Source organism: Lysinibacillus sp. NPDC097162, assembly GCF_044762185.1.
In the GTDB taxonomy this organism is placed as follows: Bacteria; Bacillota; Bacilli; order Bacillales_A; family Planococcaceae; genus Lysinibacillus.
The window spans coordinates 2,286,680-2,305,287 of sequence record NZ_JBIWDT010000001.1 but is presented as its reverse complement, the minus strand read 5'-3'; the positions used below and the strand labels follow the sequence as shown (position 1 = coordinate 2,305,287).

Below are 18,608 nucleotides of genomic sequence, written 5' to 3'. Positions count from 1 at the left end.
CACCGTTGATTCTCGTTCCAAGCGCTCCCATTCCACAGGCACGGCTTTAATTAATTGCTGTGTCTTTGTTTTTGTAGGACACTATCCGCTTCTAAAAAAGAAAAATACTTCGAAAGGTATGGCCCTCGAAGTATTTTGTCTGCGTTTTTATTATTTTAAAGGATAATTTTAGCATCTAAATTGTAACGCTTATTGAATTCGTCAACGAATAGTTGTAAGTCAATATAAGTACCGATATATGGTTCGGTTTCTTGATCACGAAGGAAGCCACAAGTTGCTTTTAACGATTTAGAAAACTCAAGTAACATTTGTTCGTTATCAAGTTGAATCTGTAATGATAAAGAATCATCTAACGTATTCACCTTGAAATATTTTCTATCAATAATGCGTTCTAAATTTGTCTCTTCAAATGGAAAAACAAAATCATTATATATTAGTTTCACAGTATCCCGCCTTTTTTACAATAATTCACAACTTCAACATAAGGTAAATCTCCACCAAAAATAGAAAGTGAGCTACCAATTGTGATATGAAGCTTACCATTTGAAATTGCTTTGAATTTTTCTAAGTCTTCTAAAGAACGAACTCCGCCAGCATAGGTTGTTGGAATGGATGTCCAAGCAGCTAAATCCCGTACTAAGCTTTCCTGCATACCACCTTTTTTTCCTTCCACATCGACGGCGTGAATCAGTAATTCATCACAAAATTTCTCAATATAGGCAATGGTCTTTGCATTCACTTCAAAATCACTAAACTTGGTCCATTTATCAGTTACTACAAACCATTTATTATTGCGCATTCTGCAGCTTAGGTCAATTACGAGATGTTTTTTCCCGATGGCATGAACTAGTTGCTCTAAGCGATTAATATCGAGTTTTCCATCATGAAAGATATAGGATGTTACGATAACATGCGAGGCACCCGCATCTATGTACTTTTTTGCGTTTTCTGAAGTAATGCCGCCGCCGACTTGTAGGCCTCCTGGATATGCTGCTAATGCTACTATTGCGGCATGCTCATTTCCGCTGCCAAGCATAATGACATGACCACCTACTAATTGATCCTCTGCAAACATGTTAGCATAATAGCTAGAGTCATAATCTGAAATGAAATTTTCGATAACTTCTTGATCTGTATGTCCAAGTGTACTTCCAACAATTTGTTTCACTTTGCCATCATGTAAATCGATGCAAGGTCTAAATTCCAATAGCTTCACAATCCTTCCAAACAACAAGTTCATTGTATCTATCATAGCATGGTTAGAGTTAAATTAGCGGTAATTCGTCATTTGTCAAAATAATGTTAAAAATTTTTAGGTTTTTCTAGTTAAAACGATATTTTTTAACGTGCTGTGGTAAAATAATAAAATTGAAATATACGAGAAGGGGACGAATCGATAATGACAGAAAATCTAGATTTATTTGAGTTGAATAAGCTATTTATTCTCGGACGTCCTATTGTATCCATTTTCCATAATACTCAAAATATGTATTCTATTGTACGTGTGAAAATTCAAGAAACTAATTTGCAATATGACGATAAGGAAATTATTGTAGTTGGTTATTTCCCGCAATTGCAAATGGACGAACAATATCGTTTTACAGGTAGTATGAGACAACATCCAAAATATGGTGTACAATTTCAAGTTGAGACGTTTACAAAGGAAGTGCCCGCAACTGAGCAAGGAATTGTTCATTACTTATCAAGTGACTTATTTGTTGGTATAGGAAAGAAAACTGCTGAAACAATTGTTGAAAAGCTTGGTGCCAATACGATCCGTCTTATATTAGAAGATCCAAATGTGCTCGATGTTGTACCTCGATTATCGGCTGAAAAAAAGGAAGTCATTCATCGCACAATTGAGCAAAATCTTGGATTAGAGCGTGTCATGATTCAATTGAATGAATGGGGATTTGGCCCGCAGCTCGGAATGAAAATTTATCAAACGTATCGTACAGAAACGATTGACTTTTTAACTGAAAATCCTTATCGCCTTATTGAAGATGTGGATGGTGTCGGCTTTTTTCGGGCAGATGAGCTTGGTGCAAAATTAGGCATTACTGGTAATCATCCTGACCGTATTAAGGCTGCAATTTTACATACTCTAAATACAGCTGCATTATCAGACGGCCATGTATTTTTAGATGCGGAGCACGTTTTACCACAAGTGAAAGATATGCTCGAGCAAAGTCAACGCCAAGAAATTCCGTATGAAGCAATCTCTAAGGCATGTATCGATATGCGTGAGGAAAATAAAATATATGGTGAAGAAACAAGGCTTTATTTGCCATCACTATATTTTTCTGAGATTGGAATTGCTTCAAAAATTATTGCGTTAACCGAACGAAATAGTCAGGCTAAGCATTTTAGTAAAGATGAAATTCGCAAGGCTATCGGGGATACGGAAGCTTTTTTAAACGTCACCTATGCAGAAACACAAGCATTTGCGATTGAACAGGCCCTTAATTCAGCTGTGATGATTTTGACGGGTGGTCCTGGTACAGGAAAAACGACTGTTGTCAGAGGTATTGTAGAAGTATATGCAAAGCTTCACGGTCTATCATTAAATCCTAAGGAATATGCGCAAAAAGAAGAGCCGTTTCCTATCATTTTATGTGCACCAACAGGACGTGCTGCTAAACGATTATCAGAGTCCACAGAGCTACCTGCTATGACAATTCACCGTTTGTTAGGTTTTACTGGCCAGGAGAAGGAAGAAGAAACCGAGCGAGAGGTTACTGGAAAACTTATAATTGTCGATGAAATGTCAATGGTTGATACATGGCTTGCCCATCAATTATTAAAATCATTACATGAGGATGTTCAAGTTGTCTTTGTAGGTGACCAGGATCAGTTACCACCAGTCGGTCCAGGACAAGTACTCAAAGATTTACTTGCCTCGCAACAAATTCCGACAGTTGAACTGACTGATGTTTATCGTCAGGCGGAAGGTTCAACGATTATTGAACTTGCCCATCAAATTAAACGTGGGACAATTCCTAATGATTTGGCGATGAAAACGTCTGATCGTTCATTTATTAAAGCATCACCAGATCAAGTGGCAAACGTCGTAACGCAAGTTGTAAAAAGTGCTGTATCGAAAGGTCAGGAAATTCGTAATATACAAGTTTTAGCACCGATGTATAAAGGGCCTGCTGGAATCGATAATTTAAATAAAATGATTCAAGACCTTGTTAATCCGAATGATACAGGCTCAAGAAAAGAGCTTATCTTTGGTGATGTAACGTATCGAATTAAGGACAAGGTGCTACAGCTTGTAAACCAGCCCGAAAGCAATGTCTTTAACGGAGATATGGGGGAAGTCATTAGTATTATTAAAGCAAAGGAAACGATTGAAAAGCAGGATTTGCTTGTCGTGTCATTTGATGGTATTGAAGTAACTTACCAACGGAGCGATCTTAATCAGTTAACCCTTGCGTATTGTTGTTCTATCCATAAATCGCAAGGCTCAGAGTTTCAAACGGTAATTATGCCAGTTGTTCGTGGCTACTCTAAAATGCTACGTCGTAATTTGTTATACACTGGAATTACGCGAGCGAAAAATTTCTTAATTTTATGTGGTGAGCCAGATGTGCTAGCTAATGGCTTACAGCGTACAGACGATTTACAACGGTTCACGTCTCTGCGTGCACGACTTAACCCAATGGATGCATCATCCAATGAGGTTATTGAAGTGAAGGAGACATCAGTGGAGACAATTGCAGAAGAAGACCGACAAGAGGAGCCTGTGACTGTTCTACAGCTAACAGTAGATACGGTTCCATATATACATCCAATGATTGGAATGGATGGCATTTCTCCATATGATTTTATGGATGAATAAAAATTGAAAATAAGTTTTATGAGGTGAAGAAAGTGAAACGCATCGTGTTATTGCTTCTATTCATGCTGTTATTACCGTTCGTACAGAAGGTACATGCCAGTAATGTCGTTATTCAAGTGAATGAGGAAGCAACTGTCTTTGATAATCGTTCAGGCTCACTTGAACAAGTAGGAACATTATCTGGAGGACAAACTTTTGAAGTGACAAAAGATTATGGGGCAAATTGGTGGCAAATTCGTTGGGGCGGTAGTTATGGTTATGTCGATAAACGATATACAACCGTTGTTCCTTCCACAACATATAAAAATCCTGTTCCTTCAGTTGCGAAAATAAAAGATTATATTGTAGCAACAAAGGTAACGCCTATATATGATAATACAAGCAATAAGTTGGTGCAATTTGCAACATTGTCGGAAGGTGTTCGCTTCCCTATTTATAGTAGAATGGGCAGTTGGTACGGAATTGCTGTGAACGGACGACTTGGTTATGTACATAGTAATTTTGTTAAAGAAGAAAAAGGACAAGAGACAGATACATCAACAAAGCCGAATGAAAAGCCAACTCCAACGCCAAACCCAAAGCCAACGCCAAACCCAACACCGACACTGCCAAGTAAGCAAAATGGCTATATTGAAGCATTAGAAAACATTGTGCTTTATGACCTTCGTAGAGATCAACCAATGTCTATAGCGACGCTTTTAAAAGGTCAGCAATTGGAAGTTGCAGGTGTAGGAGATGAAACGTATGTCCAAGTTCGTTGGGGCAAGACGTTTGTCTATGCTGAAAAATCGAAAGTGAAGTTTGTGAATACGCCAACTTATAAAAATATTGGTAAGGATAATGCAGTATTAAATCAATATTTCATTCCAATATCAGGAAATAGTGAAATTTATGATCGAACAGCTAACAAATTAATGCCATTTGCAAAGCTTGATACTAATCGACGTTATCCTATATTACGAAAAGAAGCCAATTGGTATGTAACGACAATTGGTGGACGTGAAGGCTATATTCACAGTTCTAAGGTAGCTTTAGATCGTGGTGTTCCTGTTATGATGTATCATCATTTATTGAAGGTGCAAGAGCTTGGGCGCTTTAAAAATGTAAGTACTACAATGACAGATACTCAATTCGCTAATGAAATGAAGTATTTGAAAGATAAAAAATTTGAAACGGTTAGCGCTGATGATTTATTACGTTTTATGCGTAACGAAATTACATTGCCTGCGTATTCTATCGTCTTAACATTTGATGATGGCTTATTATCAACAAGGGAATATGCTTATCCGATATTAAAAAAACATGGTTTTCAAGCAACGCAATTTTTAATTACGTATCGAAATGAATATTCTCCCGCAGAGCAACTATTTAATTATAATGATTTACAAGCACTTTCAAGACAAGATATGGAGCTTATGCAAGATGTCTTTACGTATGAGTCTCATACTTACAATTTACATGATATGATCGGGAATAAAGGGAAAATGCTGCTGATACCATATCATGAAGTTGTACAAGATTTAAAGCGTAGTTTAACAATAATTCCGGGGGCAAAAGCATTTGCTTATCCATTTGGTCAATATAATACCAATACAATTTATGCTGTAAAAGAAGCAGGTTTTGCAATGGCCTTTTCAACAAAGCCTGGTTACAACAATCCGTATGATGATGTTTACCAAATTAAACGTTTATACAGCGATCAACAAACATCCTTCTCACAGTTTAAAAAAATGGTCTCACCATATGCACAATAACAGAGGAGGGCTTCTAATTGCCTTCTTCGACTAGACAAAACAAACCCGTATCTTCCATGAAGATGCGGGTTTATTTTGTAGGGGCTTACTCAATTTATTTTTTTATGTGCAAACAAAAATAGCACCGTTTGAGCGTTTATCATACAGATAAGATGCGAGGAACGATTTAGCCTAATAGGTCATATAATACATGAGAATTAAAACATAGGTCCATATTAGGGGTGAATGTATGCCAGCAATTACAGGCCAGCAATATATTAAACGCATTGACGCATTGCAAACATATATATCGATAGATGGGGAAGTCGTGATGGGAAATGTTTCCGAACATCCGGCATTTAAAGGTGTTATACAAAGTCAGGCTAAACTTTTTGATTTGCAGCATGATGAAAATTTACATGATAGTATGACTTATCTGTCACCTACGAGTAACCAGCGGGTCGGGATGTCTTATTTACAAGTGACAAAGGACGAAGATTTGGTGAAAAGACGTCAAGCTGCTCGAGAGTGGGCTTTATCTAATCATGGATTTATGGGAAGAAGTCCTGATTATATGAACACTACTTTAATGGCATTGGCTTCAGCAGCCGAATACTTAAAAGATAAGCCGAATTGTTTTCCAGATCATCTGCTGAATTATTATGAATATGCACGTGAAAATGATTTAACGATGACACATACGTTTATCGAGCCTCAAGTAAACCGTCATAGTTTTCATTATGAAGATGATGAGGTCATCATTGCGGCTAAAATTGTAGGGAAAACGAGCGAAGGTTTGGTCATTAAAGGGGCAAGATTGCTTGCAACACAGGGTGGCATTACTGATGAGCTCCTTGTTTTATCAACGAATGGTATTGATAAGGAAAAAGGATTTGGTTTCTCCATACCTAGTAATACTAAAGGATTGAAATTTTTATGTAGACAGTCTTTTGTTGGCGGTGAATCCACGTTCGATTATCCACTAAGCGCCCGATTTGAGGAAATGGATGCGATTGTTGTATTTGACGATGTCGTAGTACCGTGGGATCGCGTATTTTATTATGAAAATACAGAAGTTGCGAATAGTTTCATGAATGTGAGTGGCTTCCAAGCATATTCTTTACATCAAGTATTGTCTCGCCAAATTGCTAAAACTGAATTTGTTTTAGGCGTAGTACAATCCATTGTTGATACGATTAATATCGGTAGTTATCAGCATGTGCAACAAAAAGTAGTTGAAATCATTGTAACGCTAGAAACAATGAAGGCTTTATTACTTAAATCAGAAATAGAAGCAAAAAGGGATGTTTTTGGCTTTATAAGACCAGATTTACCAACATTGCAAGTTGCCATTCAAGTTTTCCCAAAAGTCTATCCAACCTTTACGGAAATAATCCAATTACTTGGTGCAAGTGGATTAATGTCTATTCCTAGTGAAAAAGCATTTGCCGCAGATAATGGGGACTTAGAGCATTATTTACAGTCATTTAGAGATGGTGGAGAGGACCGTGTGAAAAAATTCCGCCTAGCGTGGGATTTAACGATGAGTACTTTTGGCACAAGGCAAACACTTTATGAGCGATATTTCTTTGGAGATCCTGTTCGCTTATCGAGCTTGCTCTACCAAACTTATAATCGCGAGCCATTTATGCAAAGAGTAGAAAATTTCTTAAAAAAATAACTTTCAAGAAACGACTTATGTTTGAAGAATTCGATAATTTTGTATAGAATAGAAATGCAATGATTGACAGAAGAACATAATTTTTTTATAATGTGCGTTAGAAAATAGAAAAAACGATGATGGAAAAAGTACGTATTTGTTCGTGTGAAGAAAGGGATTTCTAGGCTGAAAAAATCCTCACGTTAACAAGTGCCGAAAGCTACTCCAGAGTGCAGCTAATCCCTGCCGTTCACTTACGTTACAAGTGCTAAAGAGGTAAGTATGTATATTATGCTTACAACTAGGGTGGTACCGCGAGACAATACACAAAGTCCTCGTCCCTTTTTGGGATGAGGGCTTTTTTATGCGTACAAGCGGATTCATATCGTAATTTTACACAATTTGAGGAGGAACTTTTCATATGAAAGCAGCAGAAATTCGCCGTTTGTATTTAGAATTCTTTAAAGAAAAAGGACATCATCATGAACCATCAGCACCACTTGTGCCAATTAATGACCCTTCATTACTTTGGATTAACTCAGGTGTTGCTACATTAAAACCTTATTTTGACGGTCGTATTATTCCTGATAATCCACGTATTACAAATGCACAAAAATCAATTCGTACGAACGATATTGAAAATGTAGGGAAGACTGCACGTCACCATACATTCTTTGAAATGCTAGGGAACTTTTCTATTGGCGATTACTTCAAAAAAGAGGCAATTCATTATGCATGGGAATTTTTAACGGACAAAAAGTGGATGGGCTTTGACCCTGAACTTTTATCGATTACAATACATCCAGAAGACCAAGAAGCATATGATGTTTGGCATAACGAAATTGGCATTCCTGAAGAACGCTTAATTCGTTTAGAAGGAAACTTCTGGGATATCGGTGAAGGTCCATCTGGTCCAAACTCAGAAATTTTCTACGACCGAGGAGAAGAATATGGTTCAGATCAAAATGATCCAGAAATGTATCCTGGTGGTGAAAACGAGCGTTATTTAGAAGTTTGGAACTTAGTGTTCTCTCAATTTAACCACAATCCAGACGGCACTTATACACCATTACCAAAGCAAAATATTGATACAGGGATGGGTCTAGAACGTATTGTTTCGGTTGTGCAAAATGTACCGACGAACTTTGATACAGATTTATTCATGCCAATCATTGAAAAAATTGAACAGTTTGCAAATCGAAAATACAAACGTCCAGGTGAAGTTGCATTAAGCGAAATCTTCGGCTCAGAAGAAGACATTAATACGCCTTTCAAGGTGATTGCAGACCATATCCGTACTGTAGCATTTGCTATCGGTGACGGTGCACTTCCTTCAAATGAAGGCCGTGGGTACGTATTACGTCGTTTACTACGTCGTGCAGTGCGTTACGCTAAGCAAATTGGTATTGAAAAACCATTCATGTTTGAATTAGTACCTACAGTTGGCGAAATTATGGTTGATTTCTACCCAGAAGTTACGGAGAAATGCGAATTTATCCAACGTGTTATTAAAAACGAGGAAATTCGTTTCCATGAAACATTAGATGGCGGTCTTACGATCTTTAACGAGGTTGTGGAAGCTCAAAAAGCAGCAGGTCATGATTATATACCTGGAGCAGATGCATTCCGTCTTTATGACACGTACGGCTTCCCAATTGAATTAACAGAAGAATATGCGGAAGAAGTAGGCATGAAGGTAGATCACGAAGGATTTGAAGTTGCAATGAACGAGCAACGTGAGCGTGCGCGTGCTGCTCGCCAGGATGTTGATTCAATGCAAGTACAAAATGAAGTTCTAGCAAACTTAACAGTAGCAAGTGAATTTGTTGGGTATGATACATTATCGGTTGAAACTGAAATTGCAGCGATGATTGTTAATGGACAAGTAACTAAAGTAGCTTCAGAAGGTCAAGAAGCGCTAGTTGTATTAGCAAAAACACCATTCTATGCTGAAATGGGTGGACAAATTGCGGATAGCGGTGTAATTGCTAATGATGGCTTTACAGCAATCGTTAAGGATGTTCAAAAAGCACCAAATGGACAACCGTTACACACGGTTCTTGTGGAATCAGGCGAAATGCATGTTGAAGATGCGGTAAAAGCGGTTGTTAATCGTGAGGAACGTAATCTAATCATTAAAAACCATACAGCAACGCACATTATGCAACGTGCATTAAAAGATATATTAGGTGATCATGTGAACCAAGCAGGATCATATGTTGGTCCAGATCGTTTGCGTTTTGACTTCTCTCACTTCGGTCAAGTAACAAAAGAAGAATTACAACAAATTGAACGTATCGTTAACGAAAAAGTGTGGGAAGATATTGAAGTCGTGATTGAAGAAAAAGCGATTGATGAAGCGAGAGCAATGGGAGCAATGGCATTATTCGGAGAGAAATACGGTGATATCGTTCGCGTCGTATCGATTGGTGATTATTCAATCGAACTTTGCGGTGGTATCCATGTAAAACGTTCTTCTGAAATAGGCTTCTTTAAAATTGTTTCAGAAGGTGGTATTGGCGCGGGAACTCGTCGTATCGAGGCTGTAACTGGTAAAGTGGCATATGAGGCAGTCAAAGAGGAAGAGGCGCTTTTAAATGATGCAGCAGCACTTTTAAAAGCAAATCCGAAAGATATTGTGACAAAAGTCCATGCATTACAAGCAGACTACAAAGAATTACAACGTGAAAATGAAGGGTTGTCACAAAAAATTGCGAATGCTCAAGCAGGCGCTATCGTAGATGCAGCACAAACTTTTGGTGATGTAACAGTACTTTCAACTAAAGTGGAAGCAAAAGACAACAACCAATTGCGCCAAATGATGGATGACTTAAAAGGTAAAATGACGAAAGCTGTTGTTGTATTAGGTGCTGTTGATGGCGATAAAGTGATGTTATGTGCAGGTGTCACGAAAGATTTAGTTGGTGGCAATTACCATGCAGGAAATATTGTGAAAATGGTTGCGGAAGCTTGTGGCGGTAAAGGTGGCGGTCGTCCAGATATGGCGATGGCAGGTGCAAAAGATGCATCAAAACTTGATGAAGCGCTACTTTCTGTGTATGATTACGTTAAATCCATTTAATTAATACGTCAAATCGGTTATAATAAAGAGAAATCGGAGATGAGCTTCTTTTGCACATCTCCTTATTTCTGAAAGCGAGGTGCTGGTCATGAGTTCATTTGATCAAACGATGAAATTTAATTTTCCAGAAGAATCAATGGAACAGGAAGTCAAGCAGGTAATGTTGAAAGTACATTCTTCATTAGAGGAAAAGGGATATAATCCTATCAATCAGATTGTCGGTTACTTACTTTCTGGTGATCCGGCGTATATTCCTCGCCATCAGGATGCTCGTAATTTAATTCGCAAGCTAGAGCGTGACGAAATTCTAGAAGAGCTTGTTAAATTTTATATCAAAAAGAATAACGAGGGCTAGAAATGAGAATTATGGGATTGGACGTTGGGTCGAAAACAGTAGGTGTTGCAATTAGCGACGCACTTGGCTGGACGGCCCAAGGTATTGAAACCGTAAAAATTGATGAAGCAAATAGCGAATTCGGCATCGACCGTATTGCTGAGCTAGTGAAGGAATATACTATTACTGAATTTGTTGTAGGGTTCCCGAAAAACATGAATAATACGGTAGGACCGCGTGGTGAAGCTTCTGAAAACTATAAAAAGTTATTAGAAGATACATTTTCACTGCCGGTTAAACTTTGGGATGAGCGTTTAACGACGATGGCTGCCGAGCGCATGCTAATCGAAGCGGACGTAAGTCGCAAAAAACGCAAGCAAGTCATTGATAAAATGGCGGCTGTGATGATTTTACAAGGCTATTTAGATAGCAAAAACTAATTAATGAGGTGGCAAACATGGCACACGAGCATAACCATGAAGAAGAATTACACGTACAACACATTACAGTGATTGACGAAAGCGGAAACGAGCAGCTTTGCGAAGTGATTCACGTACACGAGTCTCCTGAGTTCGGCAAATCTTACGTATTTTACTCAATGGTAGGCGCTGAAGAAGATGAAGATGGCTCTGTAGAAATCTTCGTATCTTCATTTGTACCATCTGAAAACGGTGAAGATGGCGAATTAACACCGATTGAAACAGAAGCAGAGTGGGACATGGTAGAAGACGTTTTAAACGCTTTAGAGGACGAAGACGAAGAATAATTGTTTTCATTTTAGAGTGTAGGGAACAAGGATGGCACAAGCGGTCCTTGTTCTTTTTTTACGCCATCAACTTGTTGTTCCGAAGAAGTGGTAGTAATGATAGAGCACATAGAAACTTAGACAATAAGTAATTTTTGTAAGGAGGAATAAAAATGAACGAGGAAACACAAGAATTCATAATAATAGGTGACAATGGCAAAGAGCAAACATGCCGTGTTGTTTTTACATTTGATGCAGAGGAAAAATCGTATGTACTGTTTTCCCTAATCGATGAAAACGGGCAGGAAATTCCTGGTGATATTTCAGCTATGACATTCGATTATGATGATAACAACGGAGAAATGACCAATTTACAACCTGTGGAAACAGAAGCAGAATGGGAAATGATTAATGAAGTTGTATTAACGCTTCTTGATGAATTCCAAGAAGAGCCACAGCTTATTACGGTAACGAATGAAGATGGTACGGATCAAGTGTGCGAGGTGATTCATACATTCGCCTCAGACCAATTTGGTAAATCTTACGTGCTTTATGTAGCTGTCTCAGATGAGCCAATAGAGGAGCGAGATATTTTCGCTGCGCAGTATGTACCTGGAGCAGATGGATCGATTGAGGATTTATTACCTATCGAAACGGATGAAGAATGGGAATTTGTAGAAGATGTTTTAAATGATTTATAAAAAGAACGAACGATAGTTAAAAGTCAAGGCATACTCGAAGTACGACTTCGAGTATGCTTTTTTACTGTCTTTACAAAGTGCCAGGCACGCAAACAATTCACTAGTCAACGAAGACTCCTGTGGCTTACGTCGTGCGCTATCGGCGATATTGGAGTTTTATCAGCGATTAGTGTTTCGGTTTATAATATGGCTGCGGAAATCGAAGTTGATTTCACGATTTAGAAAGCTTGATTAGTATACAACGATTGGTCTAATAGAAAATTTCTATATGAACCTTAAAAGTATTCTATCTGATAATGACTATTTTGCATTTTAGAGAAGAAATAGCGATTTAAGTACGTAAATAAGGGAAAACACTTTGTGGGAAATGGTCTATTTAAAGTTATGTGGAAAAAATAAGAAAAAAAGGCATTGACCAATCACTAGTAAACAGATAAGATTTGTTGTAATAAAAATAGAAAATTTCAAATACTTTATTTTTAAAGAGCACAATTCAATTGCAAATGATTCTCTGTTTTTATTGCTTATAAAACCAAGTAAATTAATAAATTAAGGAGGATATGATATGAAAAAAATATGGTTATTGCTTATCAGCACATTATTTATTGTATTAGCGGGCTGTGCAGATTCAGGGCAGGCAAAAAAAGACGAAACAGTGACATTAAAAGTAGGAGCAGCGAGTGTACCACATGCGGAAGTTTTAGAGTATTTAGCAGATGATCTTGCAAAAGATGGTGTGAAACTAAATATTTCAATATTAAAAGATGCAGTACAAACTAATCAACAAACAGCAGATGGTGAACTTGATTTCAATTATTTTCAGCATATCCCTTTTTTAGAACAGACGAACAAAGAAAGTAATTTAGATTTAGTAAGTGTCAAAGGAATTCATATAGAGCCATTTGGTGTTTATTCAAAAACGATTAACGATATTAAAGACTTACCACAAAATGCAAAAGTAGCTGTACCAAATGACGTTGTCAATTTTTCGCGTGCACTATTATTGTTTAAAAATAATCACCTTATCGAATTAGACGATGCAAAGAAAAATGATTACACAGTTGAGGATATTACAAAAAATGAAAAGAACATTCAATTTATCGGTGTCGATTCATTGCTGTTAGTTCGCTCCTTAGATGATGTAGATGCATCTGCTATCAATACGAATTACGCTTTAGAAGGTGGCTATAACCCACTTGAGGATGCACTCATTATGGAAGGATCAGATTCTCCATATGTCAATATTATCGCAACGACGAAAGAAAAACAGGAAGATGCTGCTATTCAAAAAGTTGTGAAGTGGCTGACTAGTGAAAAGGCTCGTAAGTTTTTTGAAGACCAATATAAGGGAGCTGTCGTACCAGTATTTTAGTTTTTAAAGTGAATTTTAATAGCTCGAACTTAAGTGAATAGGGGGTAAGTGGATGATTGAATTTATTGATACGACGAAGGAATTCCATGTTGGGCAATCGACTGTAAAGGCGTTAGATCACATTAATTTAACTGTTCAAAAAGGAGATATTTTTGGCGTGATTGGGTTTAGTGGTGCTGGAAAAAGTACTTTAATTCGGACTGTGAATTTACTAGAGGAGCCGACATCTGGCCAAGTACTTGTGAATGGGAAAAATTTGACAAAATTAAGCAAAAGACAATTACGTGAGGAAAAGAAAAATATCGGCATGATTTTTCAACACTTCAATCTTCTTCATTCAAAAACGGTTTTCGATAATGTGGCGATGCCGTTAGTGTTAAGTGGGGCTAAAAAATCGAAAATATCAGCGCAAGTTCAAGAGGTCTTAACTTTTGTCGGCTTAGAAGATAAGGCGCACCGTTATATTGATGAATTATCAGGTGGACAAAAGCAACGAGTAGGTATTGCGAGAGCTCTAATAACAAAGCCAACGATTCTATTATGTGATGAGGCGACTTCTGCTCTTGATCCGCAAACGACAAAATCAATATTAGCGTTACTAAAGCGTGTCAATATCGAGTATGGCATTACGATTTTAATGATTACACATGAAATGGAAGTCATTCGTGATATTTGTAATCGAGTAGCAGTAATGGAAAACGGGAAAATTATTGAACAAGACAATGTATTACACATTTTTTCTGCACCAAAGGAAGAAACGACGAAAAACTTTGTGCAATCTGTTGTGCGAAACGAAATTCCTCAATCTATTTACGATCAACTCAAGGTAATCGATGGAACGAAGCGTATTTATAATATCAAGTTTATCGGGGTGGATGTAGGCCAGCCCGTTGTATCACAAGTAGCTAAAAAATTCGCTGTCGATGTTAATGTTTTATTCGGCAATATTACGGAGCTTCAAGGCATACCATTCGGACATTTAATTGTAGAGCTAGTTGGTACAGCAACTGAAATTCAGAAGGCATTTTTATATATTCAAAGCAAAAATATTCATATAGAGGAGGTTGTTGCACATGAAGGTGAGCACGCAAATTATTATCGACGCAGTGCTGGATACGCTGTACATGGTTAGTATTTCATTATTTTTTGGCGCTATTTTAGGATTTATATTAGGTGTTGTTTTAGTTGTTACACGAAAAGGGCACATTCTTGAAAGTAATATCATCTTCTCGATTGTAAATCCGATTGTAAATACATTTCGATCCATTCCGTTCATTATTTTATTAGTTGCCATCATTCCATTTACACGTTTACTTGTTGGAACAGCTATTGGCACAACAGCTGCTATCGTTCCGTTAGTCTTGCATATTGGACCATATATTTCAAGATTAATTGAAAACTCTCTTCTTGAAGTAGATGAAGGCATTATTGAAGCTGCCAAAGCAATGGGGGCTTCTCCATTTCAAATTATTCATAAGTTTTTACTACCTGAAGCCTTCCCATCATTAATTTTAAGTGTTACGACAGCAACAATTGGACTGATTGGTGCAACGGCAATGGCAGGTGCAGTAGGTGGAGGCGGTCTTGGGGATGTAGCCATTACTTACGGCTATCAACGTTTTGATAATGTTACCATTTTAGTAACAGTCGTTATTTTAGTAATACTTGTTCAAATTATCCAGAGTATCGGCAATACGATAGAAAGAAAGTTAAGAAGAGTAGCATAAAGGAGAGCTGGCCATGAAGAAAATACATTATCTAATAGGACTCATTTCATTATTATTTTTACTTGTAGCATGTTCAAAATCAGAAGGAAAAGATGTTGTGAAGGTCGGCATTCGTAGTTCGGAAATAAAGACGTGGGAATATATTAAAGAGCAAGCTGCAAAGGAAGATATCCAATTAGAACTTGTGACATTTTCGGCACAATATGATCCCAATCAAGCATTGGCAGAGGGAGAAGTTGATATCAATGCCTTTCAGCACGTAGCTTACTTAAATTTGTTTAATACGAATAACGGTACAGATTTACAGGCGATTGGTACAACGATTATGGCGCCTATCGGTCTTTATTCGAACAAATACAATCGAATAGAAGATATAAAAGATGGTGCTAAAATTGCTGTGCCAAATGATCCTTCCAACTGGGGGCGAGCATTGTTACTTTTGCAAGAATACGACCTGTTAACGGTCACGGATAATTTTGATGGCAGTGGTGGAGAAGACCGAATAAAAGATAACCCTAAAAATTTAACGATTGTGCCTGTGGATGGAGCGACGACTCCTCGTGTAATGGAAGACACTGATTTTGCGATTATTAATAACGGGGTAGCTGTCGAAGCAGGCTTACTTTTAAAGGACGCCATTGTTCATGAAAATGAAACAGCGAAGCCTTTTATCAATGTTATTGTGGCAAAGCCCGAAGACAAGGACAAAGACATATTGAAAGCAATTGTTGAAATATATCAGCGTAAAGAAACGGCAGATTTTGTCTCTGAGGTTTCCAAGGGTAACTATATTCCTGTCAAGATGTCAATGGATGAATTAGCAACATGGAAAGCATTTTATTCATATTAAAAGGAGAGATGATGAAAAATGACAGAGAAAAAACAATTGAAGCTTGCTTTATATTTAATTGGGGCAGGAATGCATGTTGCAGCATGGAAGCATCCTTTAGCGCAGGTCGATGCAAGCATCGATATAAAGGCTTTACAGAAAGCAGCACAGCTTGCCGAAAAAGGGAAGTTTGATATTGCCTTCGTTGCGGATAGCTTAGCAATTAATCACGATTCCCACCCACATATTTTAAATCGATTTGACCCATTAATCCAAATTACAGCGCTGGCAGCGGCAACGTCAAAAATAGGCCTTGGTGCAACAGCCTCAACTACTTATAGTGAGCCGTATGTGTTAGCAAGACAATTAATGTCCATCGATCATATAAGTAATGGACGTGTCGCATGGAACTTAGTAACAACGGCAGACGCAACAGGTGAAACAGCTCTAAACTTTAGTCGTGATAAACATTGGGAGCACGATCATCGCTACGAGCGTGCGGAAGAATTTATTGACGTCGTCCAGTCGTTATGGGATTCGTGGGAGGATGACGCATTTATCTATGATCGCGAAAACAATATTTTTTATGACCAACAAAAAGTTCATGAAACAGCATTCAAAGGTAAATATTTATCTGTGAAGGGTCCGTTAAACATTGCGCGTTCAATACAAGGGCAGCCTGTCATAGTTGAGGCAGGAGCATCTAAGCCAGGGCAAAAATTAGCTGCACGGACAGCTGAAGTTGTTTTTGTGCACTGGGATGATATCGAAAAATCAAAGGTGCATTATCGCGATTTAAAGGCACAACTAGTGCCATTTGGTCGCACTGAGGACGAATTGCTTGTTTTACAAGGCATATCTCCAATTGTTGGTGAAACAGAAGAAGAGGCAATACGTAAATATAATGAGTTACAATCCTTAGTAGATCCGTATGAGAGCTTGAAGTTTGTTTCAGGTTATATGGGCAATGTTGATTTTTCGAAGTATTCACTTGATACACCTGCGATTGAAGTTGATTTTCCAGTCGTTAACAGTATACAAAGTCATTTTGATGAGCATTTAGATATTATTAAAAAAGAAAATTTAAAAGTCGGCGATTTATATGCCCGTCTTTTTGGTCCAGCAAGACGTGATGCTTTTGTTGGAACAGCCGTGCAAATTGCTGATGAGATGGAACGTTGGTTAACGGAGAAGGCAGCGGATGGATTTATGCTTCAATTCCCGTTGTTACCGCGTGATTTAGAAAGCTTTGTGGAAAAAGTGGTACCAATTTTGCAGGAACGTGGAATCTATCGTGAAGATTATACGGGATCAACATTACGTGAGCATTTAGGGTTGAAAAAACCACAAAATCGATTTGTCAAAAGTAAGGTGATCCAGTGATGAGTGATATATTTATTCGAAATGAGCGAGAGCAACACCTTGTTCAATATGCGCGCAAACTTGCTGAACAAATTGAAGAAACGGCTGCTATTTATGATGAAAGTGGTGCGTTTCCATTCGAACATTTTAAAATTTTAGAGGATGCAGGTTATTTCCGATTGACTGTACCTAAGAAATACGGTGGGGATGAAATCTCACTCTATGAAATGCTATTAGTGCAAGAACAGCTTGCTAAAGGAGATGGGTCAACTGCTTTAGCCGTTGGTTGGCATTTGTTAACTTTTTTAAATGTCCGAGAGGCAAAGGCGTGGCCTGAGCATGTATTTGCAGAATTGAGTCGTAAGGCAGTAGAGGAAGGATCGCTATTAAATATTATTAATAGTGAACGAGGAAAGGGCAATATTTCACGTGGTAGTATGCCAGGAACGACAGCTAAAAAGGTTTCGGGTGGGTATATTATTTCTGGTGAAAAGGCGTTTGCTTCATTAGCGCCAATTTTAAAGCAATTTACTATTATCGCCTATGTAGAAGATGAAAATCTAACTGCTGAATTTCTCATTGAGAAAAATGAACAAGTAGAAGTTGTTAATACATGGGATGCTATGGGCATGCGTGCGACAGGCAGTCATGATATTATATTTCATGATACCTTTGTACAGGATGACGCATTATTATATCGTCATCGTCCGAATGAAGTAAATCGGTTTTTAGCAGATGGGCGGGTTTATTCGTTAGAAATTCCTGCTGTATATTTAGGGATTGCAGGAGCAGCTAGAGATTATGTAATCGAATTTGCGAAAAATACGTATTCCTATAGTTTGGAAAATACGATCGCCCATGCTAGTCATGTGCAACAAAAGATTGGGGAAATAGAGGTGTTGTATCAAACAGCACGCAGAACACTATATAGCATTGCTGCACAAGTAGAACAGCAACCGGCATTGAAGGAGCACCTAGCGCCTGATGTTAGTATAGCTAAGTATGTTATTTGCCATCATGCCATTGACATTGTGACAAAGGCGATGCAAATCGTTGGAGGTCGCAGTTTGTCGAAATCTAATAAATTGCAACGTCTATTTCGAGACGTCCAATGTAGCCGCTTTAATCCACCAGCTGATGATGTGGTCATTTCTCAGTTAGCACAAGGCTTGTTAGTAGAAGAAAAGCAAGGAGCCTTGCAATTATAAAGTATCAAATC

General features: G+C 37.9%; 16 protein-coding genes and 1 other annotated feature. Of the genes, 14 read left to right on the top strand and 2 right to left on the bottom strand.

The window, feature by feature from the left end; genetic code table 11:
• Positions 1-155: 155 nt before the first annotated feature.
• A complete protein-coding gene (locus tag ACIQXW_RS11770) occupies positions 156-443 on the bottom strand; it encodes a hypothetical protein (RefSeq protein WP_402762265.1) in 288 nt (95 codons plus the stop codon).
• Positions 440-1,207, bottom strand: coding sequence for a phosphoribosylformimino-5-aminoimidazole carboxamide ribotide isomerase (gene hisA, locus ACIQXW_RS11765; protein WP_402762262.1), 768 nt, complete (start codon positions 1,205-1,207; stop codon positions 440-442). The genes ACIQXW_RS11770 and hisA overlap by 4 nt, the downstream gene beginning before the upstream one ends.
• Before the next feature lie 192 nt (positions 1,208-1,399).
• Between hisA and recD2 the strand changes: the two genes are divergently transcribed.
• The 14 genes from recD2 to ACIQXW_RS11695 all read left to right on the top strand — a co-directional run bounded on the left by recD2 (position 1,400) and on the right by ACIQXW_RS11695 (position 18,597).
• Positions 1,400-3,844 carry an SF1B family DNA helicase RecD2 gene (gene recD2 / locus ACIQXW_RS11760; protein WP_402762259.1) on the top strand — a complete coding sequence of 815 codons (2,445 nt, stop codon included), beginning with the start codon at positions 1,400-1,402 and terminating at the stop codon, positions 3,842-3,844.
• Positions 3,845-3,876: 32 nt separating this feature from the next.
• Positions 3,877-5,598, top strand: coding sequence for a polysaccharide deacetylase family protein (locus ACIQXW_RS11755; RefSeq protein ID WP_402762256.1), 1,722 nt, complete (start codon positions 3,877-3,879; stop codon positions 5,596-5,598).
• A gap of 229 nt (positions 5,599-5,827) precedes the next feature.
• Positions 5,828-7,258, top strand: a complete 1,431-nt coding sequence (gene hpaB / locus ACIQXW_RS11750; protein WP_401017963.1) for a 4-hydroxyphenylacetate 3-monooxygenase, oxygenase component — start codon at positions 5,828-5,830, stop codon at positions 7,256-7,258.
• Between the two features lie 107 nt (positions 7,259-7,365).
• Positions 7,366-7,583: a binding site (T-box leader), on the top strand.
• A gap of 75 nt (positions 7,584-7,658) precedes the next feature.
• Complete coding sequence (alaS, locus tag ACIQXW_RS11745) at positions 7,659-10,319, top strand: alanine--tRNA ligase (protein ID WP_401017960.1); 2,661 nt, start codon at positions 7,659-7,661, stop codon at positions 10,317-10,319.
• 88 nt (positions 10,320-10,407) lie between these two features.
• Positions 10,408-10,674: an IreB family regulatory phosphoprotein gene (locus tag ACIQXW_RS11740; RefSeq protein ID WP_024363117.1), complete on the top strand. Its 267-nt coding sequence runs from the start codon at positions 10,408-10,410 to the stop codon at positions 10,672-10,674.
• Positions 10,675-10,676: 2 nt separating this feature from the next.
• The gene (gene ruvX, locus ACIQXW_RS11735; RefSeq protein ID WP_402762251.1) at positions 10,677-11,093 is read left to right on the top strand and encodes a Holliday junction resolvase RuvX; all 417 of its coding nucleotides are present in this window, start codon (positions 10,677-10,679) and stop codon (positions 11,091-11,093) included.
• A gap of 17 nt (positions 11,094-11,110) precedes the next feature.
• Complete coding sequence (locus tag ACIQXW_RS11730; RefSeq protein ID WP_401017958.1) at positions 11,111-11,419, top strand: DUF1292 domain-containing protein; 309 nt, start codon at positions 11,111-11,113, stop codon at positions 11,417-11,419.
• A gap of 152 nt (positions 11,420-11,571) precedes the next feature.
• On the top strand, positions 11,572-12,099 hold the full coding sequence (locus ACIQXW_RS11725) for a DUF1292 domain-containing protein (protein ID WP_340823506.1): 528 nt from the start codon (positions 11,572-11,574) through the stop codon (positions 12,097-12,099).
• Between the two features lie 565 nt (positions 12,100-12,664).
• Positions 12,665-13,471 carry a MetQ/NlpA family ABC transporter substrate-binding protein gene (locus ACIQXW_RS11720; protein ID WP_402762248.1) on the top strand — a complete coding sequence of 269 codons (807 nt, stop codon included), beginning with the start codon at positions 12,665-12,667 and terminating at the stop codon, positions 13,469-13,471.
• Between the two features lie 52 nt (positions 13,472-13,523).
• A complete protein-coding gene (locus ACIQXW_RS11715; protein ID WP_402762245.1) occupies positions 13,524-14,603 on the top strand; it encodes a methionine ABC transporter ATP-binding protein in 1,080 nt (359 codons plus the stop codon).
• The gene (locus ACIQXW_RS11710; protein ID WP_340823510.1) at positions 14,545-15,198 is read left to right on the top strand and encodes a methionine ABC transporter permease; all 654 of its coding nucleotides are present in this window, start codon (positions 14,545-14,547) and stop codon (positions 15,196-15,198) included. Before ACIQXW_RS11715 ends, ACIQXW_RS11710 begins: the two co-directional genes overlap by 59 nt.
• Positions 15,199-15,211: 13 nt before the next feature.
• Positions 15,212-16,048 (top strand): MetQ/NlpA family ABC transporter substrate-binding protein, encoded by an 837-nt coding sequence (locus tag ACIQXW_RS11705; protein WP_402762241.1) that lies wholly within the window; start codon positions 15,212-15,214, stop codon positions 16,046-16,048.
• An 18-nt stretch (positions 16,049-16,066) separates the two neighbouring features.
• Positions 16,067-17,410 carry an LLM class flavin-dependent oxidoreductase gene (locus tag ACIQXW_RS11700; protein WP_402762238.1) on the top strand — a complete coding sequence of 448 codons (1,344 nt, stop codon included), beginning with the start codon at positions 16,067-16,069 and terminating at the stop codon, positions 17,408-17,410.
• Complete coding sequence (locus ACIQXW_RS11695; RefSeq protein WP_402762235.1) at positions 17,410-18,597, top strand: acyl-CoA dehydrogenase family protein; 1,188 nt, start codon at positions 17,410-17,412, stop codon at positions 18,595-18,597. The genes ACIQXW_RS11700 and ACIQXW_RS11695 overlap by 1 nt, the downstream gene beginning before the upstream one ends.
• Positions 18,598-18,608 lie beyond the last annotated feature (11 nt).